We start from the raw sequence: 12,617 nt of genomic DNA, 5'->3' as shown, positions 1-12,617 counted from the left end.
AATGAATGACGCGCCAGAGGACATTAAAGCCCGCTTTGCCCCGGGTGAAGCCGACATCCAGGTAGAGGTGGTCGATCGTGACGGTCGGGTTCTCGGTACCGTCGGCAAGCTTGAAGCACACGTTCCGCCGGGAATTTTGCACCGTGCTTTTTCTCTTTTCCTCTTCGATGAGCAGGGACGCATGCTGCTGCAGCGCCGTGCGGAGTCGAAGTATCACTCACCACTGCTACTGACGAATGCGACCTGCTCGCACCCACTGCCGGGGGAGCCGGTGGCCGATGCCGTTGAGCGTCGTGCGAAGGAAGAGCTCGGTGCGGATGTCTCCCAGTTGGAGGAAATCGGCATTGTTATCTACCAGGTCATCGATGATCGTTCGGGATTGGCAGAGCACGAGTACAACCACGTGTACGCCGGCATCGTCGATCCGAAGTCGGTGGATATCAACCCCGATGAGGTCGATGAAGTGGTGTACGTGACCCCGCAGGAGCTCGCAGAACGTCGCGCGAACGAACCGATGACGGAGTGGTTTAACCACGTCTGGGGTGTCGGGGCGGAGAAGTTCTCCAAGTACGGTTTCGACATTGCGGGTGTGCCGGGTATCCATGGCCCCGCAGAGGCGCAGGCTGCCGCACAGTCGGTTTCGGAAAAGGATGTGTAGCTTCGTGACCAGCGTAGAAAACGCCAGCGTCGACGACTTCGGCCTCGACAAGTCCGAGGAATTGGAGACCGGGGAGTTCTATGCCCTGGCCAATGAACAGGGTGCCGCATTCGGTGAAGGCCATGCCAAGTCGATTTTGTTGGGCGAGCACTCTGTCGTCTACGGCAAGCCGGCTATCGCACTGCCGGTGACGTCGCTGCGCACGATGGCGTGGATTGACCGCGTGGAGGATTCTCCAGTCCTGTTTTCCATGGACGGCGAGGTCATCGACATCGACGAGCTGCCGGAGCGCTTTGCCTCCATCGCCGCTGCACTCCGCGCTGGCCTGCGCACCTTCGGTATTCCCGAACGCGACCTGCTGGTTCGTCTCCGCTCTGGTATCCCGCCCGCCGCAGGGCTGGGTGGTTCTGCCGCAGTGGCACATGCGCTTATCGACGCAGTGCGTGACCTCGCCGATGGCACTCTGACCGAGCGTCAGCGCTTTGACCTGGTGCAGGAAGCTGAGCGTCTGGCGCACGGTAACCCCTCTGGCCTGGATGCCACGGTTGCCCGCGCATCGCGTCCGGTTTACTTCAAGCAGGGTGAGTTCCATCCGCTGAAGGTGGCCAAGAAGATGTTGCTGGTGCTGGGGGATACCGGTGTGCGTGGTTCGACGTCGCTGGCCGTTGCCCGCGTGCGTGGTTTCGTCGATTCCCACCGAGTCCACGGCCAAGAGTTGTTGGACCACTTGGGGCAGCTGGCCGATGGCGCGGTGCACAACCTGGCCAAGGGCGATTTTGCCCGTCTGGGACATCGCATGGACTCGGCGCAGGAAGCGCTAGAGGAACTAGGTGTTGGGCATGAGTCCATTACCGATCTCGTCACTGCCGCCCGACTGGCAGGTGCCCACGGGGCAAAGCTCACTGGTGCCGGTTGCGGTGGCTGTGTGATGGCGCTGGCAGAGTCCGCCGATCACGCGGAACTGATTAGCCATGCCATGATGGGCGCCAATGCCGTTGCTACTTGGACTGTGGAGGTAAATCCCTCGTGACCACGACCGCTACCGCCGTCGCTCATCCCAACATCGCTCTGATTAAATACTGGGGCAAGCGCGATGAGGCCGTGCAGCTACCGGCCACAGGTTCGCTGTCCCTTACTCTGGGCATCGCTCCGACGACGACCACGGTGTCGCTTATCGACGATCCCAGCGTCACCGCCGACTCGGGCACTCTGAACGGCCAGGAGATGGTGGGCAAGGACCTCTCCCGTGTCCAGAAGTTTTTGGATTTGGTCCGCGAGCGTGCGGGCAGCACTAGCTTCGCAGAGGTGACCAGCACCAACGAGATTCCGACGGGTGCGGGTCTGGCTTCGTCCGCGTCGGGTTTTGGCGCTCTCGCGCTGGCCGCGGCGAAGGCCTACGGCCTGGACTACACCCCGGAACAGCTCTCGGCTCTGGCCCGTCGCGGTTCGGGCTCGGCCTGTCGCTCTATTTTCGGCGGCCTCGTTGAGTGGCTGCCCGGCGATGACGATGCTTCCAGCCACGCAGTGGCTCTGCCGGATTCCGGCCTGGATCTCTCCCTGGTCGTGGCGGTTTTGGCCCCGGGGCGCAAGAAGATTGACAGCCGTGCCGCCATGCGTCGCACGGTCGAGACATCACCGTTCTTCCCGGCCTGGGTGGAGCAGGTGCCTCGTGATATCGAGGACATGAAGGCCGCCATTGCCGCTGCGGACTTCACTGCGGTCGGCGAGCTTGCCGAGGCCAATGCCATGCGCATGCACGCCACTATGCTGGGGGCTCTTCCTCCGGTGCGGTACTGGAATCCGGATTCGGTGGCGGCTCTCGATCTCGTCGCTACGCTGCGTGACGAGGGCACCGAGTGCTACGCCACCATGGATGCCGGGCCGAACGTGAAGGTGCTGTGCCGCAGCGGCGATGCCGAGACCATCGCGGATCGTTTCCGCGCAGAGTTCGAGGATATTGACGTGCTGGTTTCCGGCTCCGGCCCCGGCGCTTACCTGGTGTAGCTGGGGGAGTAGTTGAGCAACGCTAAAGGCGGACCTATCGAAGGCGAGTCCATCGGCCGTGGCTGCGGCAAGCTGTACCTCACTGGTGAGTATGCGGTGATGGATGTCGAGGGGCTGGCCGTCATCGCAGGTGTCGACCGCTATGTGACAGTTCGGTGCCGCGATGCCGAACCATCGCAGCCGGTCTCTCGCGTGTACTCCAGCTATTACGGCCCGCAGGGGCGCGTCATTGATATCGATGCACCAGATGACATCGCTACCCATACGATTTCCCTGGTCTATCGCATTGCTGCGGGCGAGTTGGAAAACACCCCAGAGCGCCCCATAAATATCGTCATTGAATCAGACCTCGATGACGCCGACAGTGGTGCGAAGTATGGCCTGGGATCCTCCGGGGCTGTCGCTGTGGCTGTAACTCGTGCGCTGGGGACGCACCTGGGTCTGGAGCTGGATTCACTGGACGTGTACAAGATTGCGATGGTGGCCACGCTTCTGGCTGGTGCAGCTGGTTCCGGCGGCGATATCGCGTGCTCCGCGCACGGCGGGGTGGTGCTCTATCGCCGGCCGAATCCGACGGCGCTCGCAGAGCTCGTGGCGGCTGATCCTGTCGCTGCCGTGGCGGCACCGTGGCCGAATCTTCGCATTGACGCCCGCACCGACCTCGGTGGGCTACAACTGTTGGTCGGCTGGACGGGCAGTCCGGTGAAGACGGACTCGCAGTTGAAGAAGGCCGGTGGCGCAGACCGTGATTTTGTGCGCGGGGTCTCGTCGATAAGCGAAAGACTCTGGCAGGCGCTTGCCGACGGCGACCACACGGCGGCGTTTGCCTGCCTGCGTGAGAATCGGACGCTGCTGCAGGACTATGAGCGTGAGCGTGCTGTGTGCATCGAGACGGAGAAACTGAAAGCGCTCGCCGACATCGCCGATGGCGCGGGGGCCGCGGGCAAGAGCAGTGGCTCCGGTGGTGGTGACTGTGGAATCGCGCTGGTGGGAGTCTCAAAAGATGCCGATGCCGAGGAGACTGCCGCGGACATCACCGCGCGCTGGCAAACCGCTGGCATCCAGCCGTTGCCGCTGAAGCTGGCCGCTCAACTTTGACCACAGTTTTTTGACCGTAGAATTTAAGACAGCTGAAATTTACAGAAGCTGGGAACCGAAGCTGCATGCAGCTAGAAAGGGTCGCTTAGGACAATGGCTGAAAAGAGCTCGCACGACCTGGAATATGCACACGTACCGCTGAGCTGGATTGGTCCGGTGCGCATTAGTGGCAACGTCATGAATGACGAGGTGAAGATTCCGCTGGCGACTTACGAGACCCCGCTGTGGCCGTCGTGTGGTCGCGGTGCGAAGGTCTCCCGCATGATCGAAGGTGGCATTACCTGCACTTTCGTCGGTGAGAAGATGACCCGATCGGTGATTTTCACTCTCGACTCGGCAGCTGATGCCGTCATTGCGCGCGACAACATCCTGTCTCGTTATGACGAGCTGAAGAAGGTCGTGGAGTCCTCCTCGCGTTTTGCCAAGCTGGTAGATATTCACTTCCAGATCGCATCGCGTCTTCTCTTTGTCCGCTTTGACTTCTTCTCCGGTGACGCCTCGGGCCACAACATGGCCACGCTGGCGTCTGAGCGTTTGATGTCCTACCTGATGGAACAGATGCCAGAGTTGGGCTATGGCTCGATCTCGGGCAACTTCTGTACCGATAAGAAGACTTCCGCAGTCAATGGCATTCTGGGCCGCGGTAAGTACGTGATCGCCGAGGCCGTCATTCCGGAGCCGGTTGTCCGCGAGCGTCTGCGCACAACTGCCAAGCGCCTGGCTGAGCTCAACGAACGCAAGAACCTCGTCGGCTCCATCATGGCCGGTTCGCTGCGCAGCGGTAATGCGCACTACGCCAATATGCTGCTGGGCTTTTACCTCGCTACCGGTCAGGACGCTGCGAATATCGTCGAAGGCTCGCAGGGGCTGACGCAGGTAGAGGCGCTTGACGACGGCTCCGTGCGCTTTAGCTGCACCCTGCCACATTTGATCGTCGGTTCCGTGGGCAACGGCAAGGGCTTGGACTTCGTGGAGAAGAATCTCACGGCGCTGGGCTGCAAGGAGGACCGTGAGCCGGGCGAGAATGCCCGTCGTCTAGCAGCGTGCTGCGCGGCAATCGTCTGGTGTGGTGAGCTTTCCCTGCTCGCGGCACAGACGAACCCGGGTGAGCTGATGGAGGCGCACGTTTCTATCGAGCGTGCGAAGTAGCGCGTCGCAACAATTCGCAAAACCTAAGACAAATCTCAGGTAAACGCGCTAGATTTCTGTAGTAGGCAATTAACATTTTGTGGGCAAAATATCCCGTGGTCTGATGACTGCTCTGATGGTCGTTATGAAGGTCGTTCTGATGACATGGGATGTTTTCGTTGCCCGTTATTTCTTAAAATCTGTAGAGGTAGTGAAGGCACGGTTTTGATGACAACAAGCAATGTGACCCCGGTCGGTATTGATGACATCGCTTTTGCGACGGGTTCGTACTGCATTGACCTCGCCGATATTGCGCCCCGACTCGGAGCGGAACCGGCAAAATATCACAAGGGCCTGGGGCAGGAACGCTCCAGCGTGGTTGCCTCTGATGAAGATCCGGTGACGATGGCCGCGACTGCGGTGAAGAAGATTGTGGATCGCCACGGTATCGACGGCGTGCGCACCATCATGTTCGCCACTGAGACCGGTATCGACCAGTCGAAGGCCGCTGCCGTCTATGTCCACGAGTTGGTTGGTCTTGACCCGCACGCGCGCTCTGTTGAGCTGAAGCAGGCTTGCTACTCGGGTACCGCGGCGCTGCAGTTTGCGTGCGCTCTGGTGGCCCGCAATCCGGAGGAAAAGGTCATCGTTGTCGCCTCCGACATTGCCCGCTATGACCTGGACTCCGCTGCGGAGCCAACCCAGGGCGCAGGTGCTGTGGCCATGCTGGTGACCGCTAATCCGCGCATCCTGGCCATCGATGCGGCTTCGGGCGTCTTCACCCGCGAAGTTATGGACTTCTGGCGTCCGAACCACCGCAGTCAGGCGTTGGTGGAGGGCAAGCTCTCTATTGGCGCTTACATCGACGCTGTTCAGGGTGCTTACGAGGACTACCGTGCCCGCGGCGGTGTGGACTTCAGCGAGATTGACTACTTCAGCTACCACCAGCCGTTTACCAAGATGGCCTACAAGGCGCACCGGCAGCTGTCGGCCAATAACGGTGTGGAGCTCACCGCAGAGGACGAGGCCCGCCAGCTCGGCCCAACCACTGAGTACAACCGCATCATCGGTAACTCCTACACAGCATCGGCCTACTTCGGCCTGCTCTCGCTGCTGGACACCGAGAAGGACCTGACTGGTAAGAAGATCGCTGTTGTCTCCTATGGTTCAGGCTCAGTTGCTGAGTTCCTCACCGGCAATGTGGTCGAGGGCTACGAGTCCCAGCTGCGCGCCGCAGATAATGCTCGTGAACTGGAAGAGCGCGTAAAGCTCGATGATCCGACCTACTACCGCCACGCTCAGGTGACGCATGAAGATCCGGGTGAGTACTCAAACCTGGGAGACGACGCACTGATTGGCACCGGTCCTTTCAGCTTCACCGGTGTTGAGGGTTGTAAGCGTATCTACCGCGCTCGTTAGCCCGGGGGCACCCGCACTAGTACTTCAACGGAACCGAATCCCCTTTTTTCGCGCCTAACAGTAATAAGAACTGTTTTTCGCGGGGAAGGGGATTTTTCGTGTCCGCAAGTTTTACTGGAGGCCGTGGCGGAGGCTTGCTGCACTTTTCGGAAGATGCAGTGACCTCGGCTGCCCGAGAGATTGAGCAGCGCGGCCGTGAAGGCCATGAGCGGTGGGGAAGCGCTCCTGATATTTCCGCAGCAGATTGTGGCCAGGGTTTTGCCGCCCAGGGGCGCCGTCTGCAGCAGGCGGCAGCGAGGCTGCGTGAGCACGGGCAATCGATGTACGCGGGACTTGGCAATCATGCTCCGGCAGTGCGGGAACAGTGGCGTGTCTTTGCAGGCTGTGACAGCGCCGGGAGCGCCGACCTCGGTGGAATTGAGGTAGTGGACTGATGCCATGGGTTGCTCGAATTCTTCCGATATTGGTGCGTGTTATTGGCCGTGGAAGCCGTATTGGAGCCAAGCGCGGGGTTGGCGGCATCGGCAAGAATCTGCCCAAAGTCTTGGATAAGGTGCGACGCGCTGACGGCTGGAAGGGCAGCGCCCTGTCCAAGTTCTCTAACTCCGTGGGGTTGATAGCCTCCGCGATAACTATTGCTATGGCTTTCGATTGGGGCGGTTTGAAAGGCGATGCCGCCGACGCCGCCAAGGAGCGCTGCGATAAAGCTGCGCAGGACTGTGCGAATCAGGATGAGCAGTCCGCCAATGGCGCGCAGAGCGTCGGCGAGTGCGGCAAGAAAGTCGACGAGGTCCTTGAGGATTGCGAGAAGCAGGCCGAAGATATGGCTGAGCAAACCGACGGCATCCTCTCTCAGTGCGAAGCGCTTGTCGACGATCCGGAGGTCGGCGCCGAAGCCGCACAAGTGGCCCAGCAGGTGTGTAACAGTCTCGTCGACTCCACTGGTCAGCTCTACGATGCGCGTAATAGTTGCATCGAGCAGTGTCTTGAGCAGGCAGCGTGTGACACTGAGGCCGCGGTGGTCGCCACCCCGCCGCAGCCTCCTACTGTTCCAGCCAGTTCGGGTGCTACCTCGGCGGCCTGTGCAGAGGTGGCTGAGTCTGGGAGTGGCGAAGGAGCTACTGTAACCGGTGGCAACGGTGCTACCGCTGGTGGAATTGGGGTCGTTGCCAACGTTGATATTGGGATAGAGGCAGGCGTTGCTGCTGGAATATCCGTTGGAGGTGCCATTGGCGCTGCCGGGGCGGCCAGTATCGCTGGAATTGCGGGAGCTGTCGGGGTTGCAGGCAGTGTCGCGTCCTCACTGCTCAACTTAGACATGTGCACGGAGACGGAAGAGCCAGTGTGCGAACAGGCACCTGCGCCAGCACCAGCACCAGCACCAGCTCCTGCGCCGGAGGACTGTGTGCCGGAACCCGAACCAGAACCCAAGCCCGAACCTGAACCCAAGCCCGAACCTGAACCCAAGAACAGCGAGCGGAACCGCAGCCAGAACCACAAGCAGAGCCGCAGCCAGCACCAGCCCAGGATTCGGCAGCATCAGTGCAGGAATCTGCTTCAGCTGTGCCCGAGCCCCCTGAGCAGCCCAACGCCCAGGAGCTTGTGGGCGCGGTCAATTCGCCAACGGCAGGTGAGTGGTAATGGGGAGTAAGCATGCCGCGAAATATGACCGGATTGGGCAGGCCTATTACGACGCTGCTGCAATGACTAGGCAGGAGTTCGATACGGCGGTACAGAGGGCACAGAAAGAATTGCAGGGTTTGGAGGAGCGTCGTAAAGCACGCGAAATTAAGGAGAGGGAGGTGGCGGCGGGCGTCGAAAAGCAACAAAAAACCGCCCGACCGAAGGGAACCGTTACGCGGTTGTTCGGGCGGGCGGGGAAAGGGACGCCGACGGTGAAGTCGATTCGGGGCGTGTCCTGAAGCGTGGCCTAGTGACTACTTGCCGGGAATCAGCGAGTGCTCCGGGTTTTCCGGCAGCTCCTTGATGAGCCACTCCATGTCGCGGTTAGTTGTGCCCTTGATAGTGGCGGTCGGGTCTGCGAAATCCGAGTACTTCTTGTCGTCACCGACCGTGGCCAGCAGGAAGCCTGTGAGTGCGGCGCGCGCAACCTCCTGGTACTTCACCTTGGAGGAAGAGAAGCCCGCTAGACGACGGAGAAGAGTTGTCTCCGAGAAGCTGCCCTGGTCAGCCTTGTCTACTTCGCGGTAAACGACATCGCCCTTCCACTGAACAGCCAGGCGAGCCGGGTTACCGCGATCGAGCCACTGATCCTCGCCAGGGGCCAGGACGAGGCCCGGGGCCGAGACATTAGTTGCAGCGGCGCTGGAGGAAGGCGCGGTAGTTGCGGGGAAGACGCAGCCAACGCCGGAGATGAGGTCGTGACCAGCGGCGGCGAGGACGGCTACGCCAGCGCCCATGCCGTGGCCGGCAACGCCGAGTTTCTTCGGGTGGACGACGACCTTGCCCTCTCCGAGGCGGACACCAGCGAGAATCTGGAGCGCTGTCTCCAAATCGTTGGCGAGACCACGGTGATCTGCCACGATGCCATTTTCGGTGTCCGGAGCAGCGACCGCGATGCCCCACGAAGCTAGGTGACGCAGCGTGGCGTGGTACTCCTCAATCGGTGTGCGCCAATCGTGTGCGAAGGCGATACCGGGGATGCCATTGCCCTCGGCAGGCGTGTAGACCTTTCCCGGCAGGCCAGTAAAAGCGAGATCACCGACCATGACGCGGTGCGGTCCACGCTTGGAAAGATTAGATGTCAGAGTCTTCAAGTTGTCAGCCACAGTGAATAGCTTAACTATAAGGTGCATACCTTTGCTGAAAAAGTGCCAGGATGAGCGAGAATGTCTATTTCGTTATGACGATTTTCCGCTTCGCGGGTTATTCTGTAGGACATGTGTGGAATCGTTGGATATGTGGGCCATCAGCCCGCCCTGGATATTGCTGTCGATGCGCTACGACGCATGGAATACCGTGGCTATGACTCCGCGGGGGTTGCCATTGTCGACGATCAGGGGCATATCACTGTAGAGAAGAAGGCCGGTAAACTCGCCAACCTCGAGGCTGCCCTTGATGCGGATGGGCGCGACAAAATCACTGGAACCACCGGAATTGGGCACACCCGCTGGGCTACCCACGGTCGCCCAATTGATGAGAATGCCCACCCACACCAGTCCTATGACGGCAAGGTGGCTATCGTCCACAACGGCATTATCGAGAACTTTGCTCCGCTACGTCAGGAGCTGGAGGATGCCGGCATTGAGCTGAAGTCCGAAACCGACTCCGAGGTCGCCGCGCACATGCTCGCCCGTGCCCTGGACGGTTCCGACGGCGGATCTACCGCTGGTGATTTCGAGGCCTCTGCGCTGTCCGTGCTCAACCGCCTCGAGGGTGCTTTTACGCTGCTGTTTACTCATGCAGACCACCCGGACCGCATCATCGCTGCTCGTCGCTCCACTCCGCTGATTGTCGGTGTGGGCGAAAACGAAATGTTCCTCGGCTCCGATGTTGCGGCTTTCATCGCACACACCCGCGAGGCCGTGGAGCTGGGTCAGGACAACGTCGTCATCATCACCGCAGATGATTACCGCATCCTGGATTTCGCCGGCAACGAGCAGCAGGGTCGACCATTCACCATCGACTGGGATCTCGCCGCAGCCGAAAAGGGTGGCTATGACTCCTTCATGATGAAGGAAATCCACGAGCAGGCTGCCGCCGTCCGCGATACGTTGGCCGGTCACCTCGTTGACGGCCGCATCGTTCTCGACGAGTCCCGCCTGAGTGACCAAGATCTGCGTGACATCGAGAAGGTCTTCGTCGTCGCCTGTGGTACCGCATACCACTCCGGTTTGTTGGCCAAGTACGCCATTGAGCACTGGGTTCGTATCCCGGTCGAGATTGAGGTCGCGTCCGAGTTCCGCTACCGCGATCCGGTGCTGGACCGCCAGACGCTGGTGGTCGCTATTTCGCAGTCGGGCGAGACTGCTGACACCCTTGAGGCCGTGCGACACGCAAAGAGCCAGGGCGCCCGCGTGCTGGCTGTCTGTAACACCAACGGTGCACAGATTCCGCGTGAGTCTGACGCCGTGCTCTACACGCACGCCGGCCCGGAGATCGGTGTTGCTGCAACCAAGTCGTTCCTGGCGCAGGTTGCCGCAAACTACTTGGTCGGATTGGCTCTGGCCCAGGCACGCGGCACTAAGTACCCGGATGAGGTCACTCGCGAGTTTGAAGAGCTGGAGACCATCCCGGCACTGATTGACAAGGTCGTCGCTAAGGGCGATGAGTTCATCGACATGGCCAAGGAAATCGGTGCTATTCCGACGATGCTCTTCCTCGGCCGACACGTTGGTTTCCCAGTCGCACTTGAGGGTGCGCTGAAGCTCAAGGAGCTTGCCTACATTCACGCAGAGGGGTTCCCGGCAGGCGAGCTCAAGCATGGCCCAATTGCACTCATCGAGGATGATCTTCCGGTCGTCGTCGTAGTGCCATCGCCGAAGGGGCGCGCCGTGCTGCACTCCAAGATTGTCTCCAACATCCAGGAAATTCGAGCCCGAGGTGCCAAGACCATCGTGATTGCCGAAGAAGGGGATCAGTCGGTGGTTCCTTTTGCGAACTACCTGATTGAGATCCCGGAGACCTCCACGCTGCTCCAGCCGCTGTTGTCTACGATTCCAATGCAGTTCCTGGCAGCTGAGATTGCTCGCCAGTGCGGTAACGAGGACATCGATAAGCCGCGCAACCTGGCTAAGTCAGTCACCGTCGAGTAGTTCGTCCTGCTTTCGTCGGTACTGCTCAATCTCCGCATCGAGTTCTTCATCCGTGAGGGACTCGATGCGTTTTGCTTCTTCCTCGGATAGGTCCCAGACCTCATCGGATACATGGCAAAATGACAACATCCAATCGAGGTTGCGTTTCTGAATCGTCTTCATCTTCCGTGTCACACGCTGATGAAAAGTTTGCTTGCCGACGTTCTTTAGCGGCCCAACCGGAACGCTAGTCGCGGTGTCCCCATTACGGGAAGTCCACACTTCTGTTCCGTCGGGGTATCTGTCGATATCCCAGCCCTCGTGCGTTTTTAGATTGTGGTGTCGGCGGCAGAGACAGTGCAGATTCTCAGTGTCAGTCGGCCCGCCCTGCTTGGGATTGTCGTGGTTGTACGGCTGAATATGGTCCAGGTCGCACTTGGCTGCCGGGACGTCGCAGCCGGGGAAGCGGCAGGTACCGTCACGCCCACGGACGCGAGCCACCTGGCTCTCGGTGGGGCGGTAACCATCCACCTTGCTGTCGGCGGAGATACGGATGTGGGTTGCGCGGGCAAGCCATTCTTCGGTGGCTACCTCGCTCAACCAGCCGACGCCATCAATCCATGCTGGCCCACCGCCGACCTCGCGGTAGACATTGATGACAATCTCGGCATTGGTCGATTTCTGTGCCAGCTGTAGTAGCGCTTCCGCCTGCGTGCACTGTTCACCACGATTGATTGCTGTGTTGCGAATCCCCTGAATCCTGGCCATGAGCTCGGTCGCGCGGTCGTTTTCAAGGATTGCTGTGACCTTTTTGTGCTTGCCATCGCCCGTGTCGGAGAGTGCGACCGCTTCGCCTTCTGGAACCCGTTGGGTGCCGTCGTTGCGGGCGCAGTCGTTGTACTCAGAAACCAAGTCGCCGATTAGACGAGACAGCGTGTAGACACCAACCATTGCTTGTCGAGGTCGCGTCGGAGTGAGCATTTCCAAAAGATGGGGCTCTACCGTGTCGAACTGATCTGGTGACAGCCCGGCAACGCCATTGGCGATGGCGCGGAGATGGGCTAACGAGAAACAGAAGGTGGATTCGATGAGAGCCCGGACTTTTGGTAGGCGTTCGAACATCAGCGCAATTTCGCACAGCGTAGAACACTTGCCGCGGCTAAGGCCGGTTCGAATGCTTATGCGGGCAAGATGGTGATTGACATCGACCTCCTCACCGGGAGCGCAGATATCGATCAGTTGAAGGTCTGCGGCGTTGATGGCACGGGCCGCGCTGCTAATCGGGTCGTCGGATTGCTGGTTGGCCCATGAGGGCTTTTGACCTGGTGCTGGAAGTTCTGTGGGCGACGATGACATTGGTTATCCCCCTGATTACTACGTGTCCGCCGGAGAATTGAAGATTGAGTTCTGTGGTGGAGAGAAGCATGGAGAGGCTGTGTCAACCAGTCCCGCCAACCCCTGTGCACCGGACAAAGAACTTTCGCTTACAAATTTTCCCTACAACCCAAATCGTACACCTGTTTGAAAAACTGTCAATAGAATTCTGGAAATATGTT

12 protein-coding genes are annotated in these 12,617 nt (G+C 59.9%); 10 read left to right on the top strand and 2 right to left on the bottom strand.

Going from position 1 to position 12,617, the window contains the following annotated elements; all coding sequences use genetic code 11:
- Window position 1: 1 nt before the first annotated feature.
- The 9 genes from idi to HMPREF2920_RS02035 all read left to right on the top strand — a co-directional run bounded on the left by idi (window position 2) and on the right by HMPREF2920_RS02035 (window position 8,229).
- Window positions 2-658 (top strand): isopentenyl-diphosphate Delta-isomerase, encoded by a 657-nt coding sequence (gene idi / locus HMPREF2920_RS02075; RefSeq protein WP_016422095.1) that lies wholly within the window; start codon window positions 2-4, stop codon window positions 656-658.
- A 4-nt stretch (window positions 659-662) separates the two neighbouring features.
- Complete coding sequence (mvk, locus tag HMPREF2920_RS02070; protein ID WP_241482029.1) at window positions 663-1,688, top strand: mevalonate kinase; 1,026 nt, start codon at window positions 663-665, stop codon at window positions 1,686-1,688.
- Entirely contained in the window at window positions 1,685-2,662 is a 978-nt protein-coding gene (gene mvaD / locus HMPREF2920_RS02065) for a diphosphomevalonate decarboxylase (RefSeq protein WP_048731502.1), read from the top strand. Before mvk ends, mvaD begins: the two co-directional genes overlap by 4 nt.
- Window positions 2,663-2,674: 12 nt before the next feature.
- Window positions 2,675-3,760, top strand: a complete 1,086-nt coding sequence (locus HMPREF2920_RS02060; protein WP_070438132.1) for a phosphomevalonate kinase — start codon at window positions 2,675-2,677, stop codon at window positions 3,758-3,760.
- Window positions 3,761-3,853: 93 nt separating this feature from the next.
- On the top strand, window positions 3,854-4,909 hold the full coding sequence (locus HMPREF2920_RS02055) for a hydroxymethylglutaryl-CoA reductase (protein ID WP_049190384.1): 1,056 nt from the start codon (window positions 3,854-3,856) through the stop codon (window positions 4,907-4,909).
- Between the two features lie 207 nt (window positions 4,910-5,116).
- A complete protein-coding gene (locus HMPREF2920_RS02050; protein WP_070601248.1) occupies window positions 5,117-6,307 on the top strand; it encodes a hydroxymethylglutaryl-CoA synthase in 1,191 nt (396 codons plus the stop codon).
- Between the two features lie 98 nt (window positions 6,308-6,405).
- Complete coding sequence (locus HMPREF2920_RS02045; protein WP_070601246.1) at window positions 6,406-6,741, top strand: hypothetical protein; 336 nt, start codon at window positions 6,406-6,408, stop codon at window positions 6,739-6,741.
- Window positions 6,741-7,958 (top strand): hypothetical protein, encoded by a 1,218-nt coding sequence (locus tag HMPREF2920_RS02040; RefSeq protein WP_246821091.1) that lies wholly within the window; start codon window positions 6,741-6,743, stop codon window positions 7,956-7,958. The genes HMPREF2920_RS02045 and HMPREF2920_RS02040 overlap by 1 nt, the downstream gene beginning before the upstream one ends.
- Window positions 7,948-8,229, top strand: coding sequence for a hypothetical protein (locus HMPREF2920_RS02035; protein WP_049190377.1), 282 nt, complete (start codon window positions 7,948-7,950; stop codon window positions 8,227-8,229). The genes HMPREF2920_RS02040 and HMPREF2920_RS02035 overlap by 11 nt, the downstream gene beginning before the upstream one ends.
- Window positions 8,230-8,244: 15 nt before the next feature.
- Here HMPREF2920_RS02035 and HMPREF2920_RS02030 read toward each other — a convergent pair whose 3' ends face one another.
- The gene (locus HMPREF2920_RS02030) at window positions 8,245-9,096 is read right to left on the bottom strand and encodes a dienelactone hydrolase family protein (RefSeq protein WP_049169967.1); all 852 of its coding nucleotides are present in this window, start codon (window positions 9,094-9,096) and stop codon (window positions 8,245-8,247) included.
- Between the two features lie 111 nt (window positions 9,097-9,207).
- Here HMPREF2920_RS02030 and glmS point away from each other — a divergent pair, with 111 nt between their 5' ends.
- Window positions 9,208-11,082 (top strand): glutamine--fructose-6-phosphate transaminase (isomerizing), encoded by a 1,875-nt coding sequence (glmS, locus tag HMPREF2920_RS02025; RefSeq protein ID WP_049190374.1) that lies wholly within the window; start codon window positions 9,208-9,210, stop codon window positions 11,080-11,082.
- Here the strand turns inward: glmS and HMPREF2920_RS02020 are convergent.
- A complete protein-coding gene (locus HMPREF2920_RS02020) occupies window positions 11,065-12,417 on the bottom strand; it encodes an HNH endonuclease signature motif containing protein (RefSeq protein WP_070601244.1) in 1,353 nt (450 codons plus the stop codon). The genes glmS and HMPREF2920_RS02020 overlap by 18 nt on opposite strands.
- Window positions 12,418-12,617: the final 200 nt, after the last annotated feature.

Source organism: Corynebacterium sp. HMSC075F02 (genome assembly GCF_001838335.1).
Lineage (GTDB): Bacteria > Actinomycetota > Actinomycetes > Mycobacteriales > Mycobacteriaceae > Corynebacterium > Corynebacterium jeikeium_D.
This window is presented reverse-complemented; position numbering and strand designations above follow the sequence as displayed.

Excerpts from the sequence above, each read along its gene's own strand:
- idi (WP_016422095.1), top strand. The coding sequence starts at position 2 with ATGAATGACGCGCCAGAGGACATTAAAGCCCGCTTTGCCCCGGGTGAA.
- HMPREF2920_RS02055 (WP_049190384.1), top strand. The coding sequence starts at position 3,854 with ATGGCTGAAAAGAGCTCGCACGACCTGGAATATGCACACGTACCGCTG.
- HMPREF2920_RS02050 (WP_070601248.1), top strand. The coding sequence starts at position 5,117 with ATGACAACAAGCAATGTGACCCCGGTCGGTATTGATGACATCGCTTTT.
- HMPREF2920_RS02040 (WP_246821091.1), top strand. The coding sequence starts at position 6,741 with ATGCCATGGGTTGCTCGAATTCTTCCGATATTGGTGCGTGTTATTGGC.
- HMPREF2920_RS02035 (WP_049190377.1), top strand. The coding sequence starts at position 7,948 with ATGGGGAGTAAGCATGCCGCGAAATATGACCGGATTGGGCAGGCCTAT.
- glmS (WP_049190374.1), top strand. The coding sequence starts at position 9,208 with ATGTGTGGAATCGTTGGATATGTGGGCCATCAGCCCGCCCTGGATATT.
- HMPREF2920_RS02020 (WP_070601244.1), bottom strand. The coding sequence starts at position 12,417 with ATGTCATCGTCGCCCACAGAACTTCCAGCACCAGGTCAAAAGCCCTCA.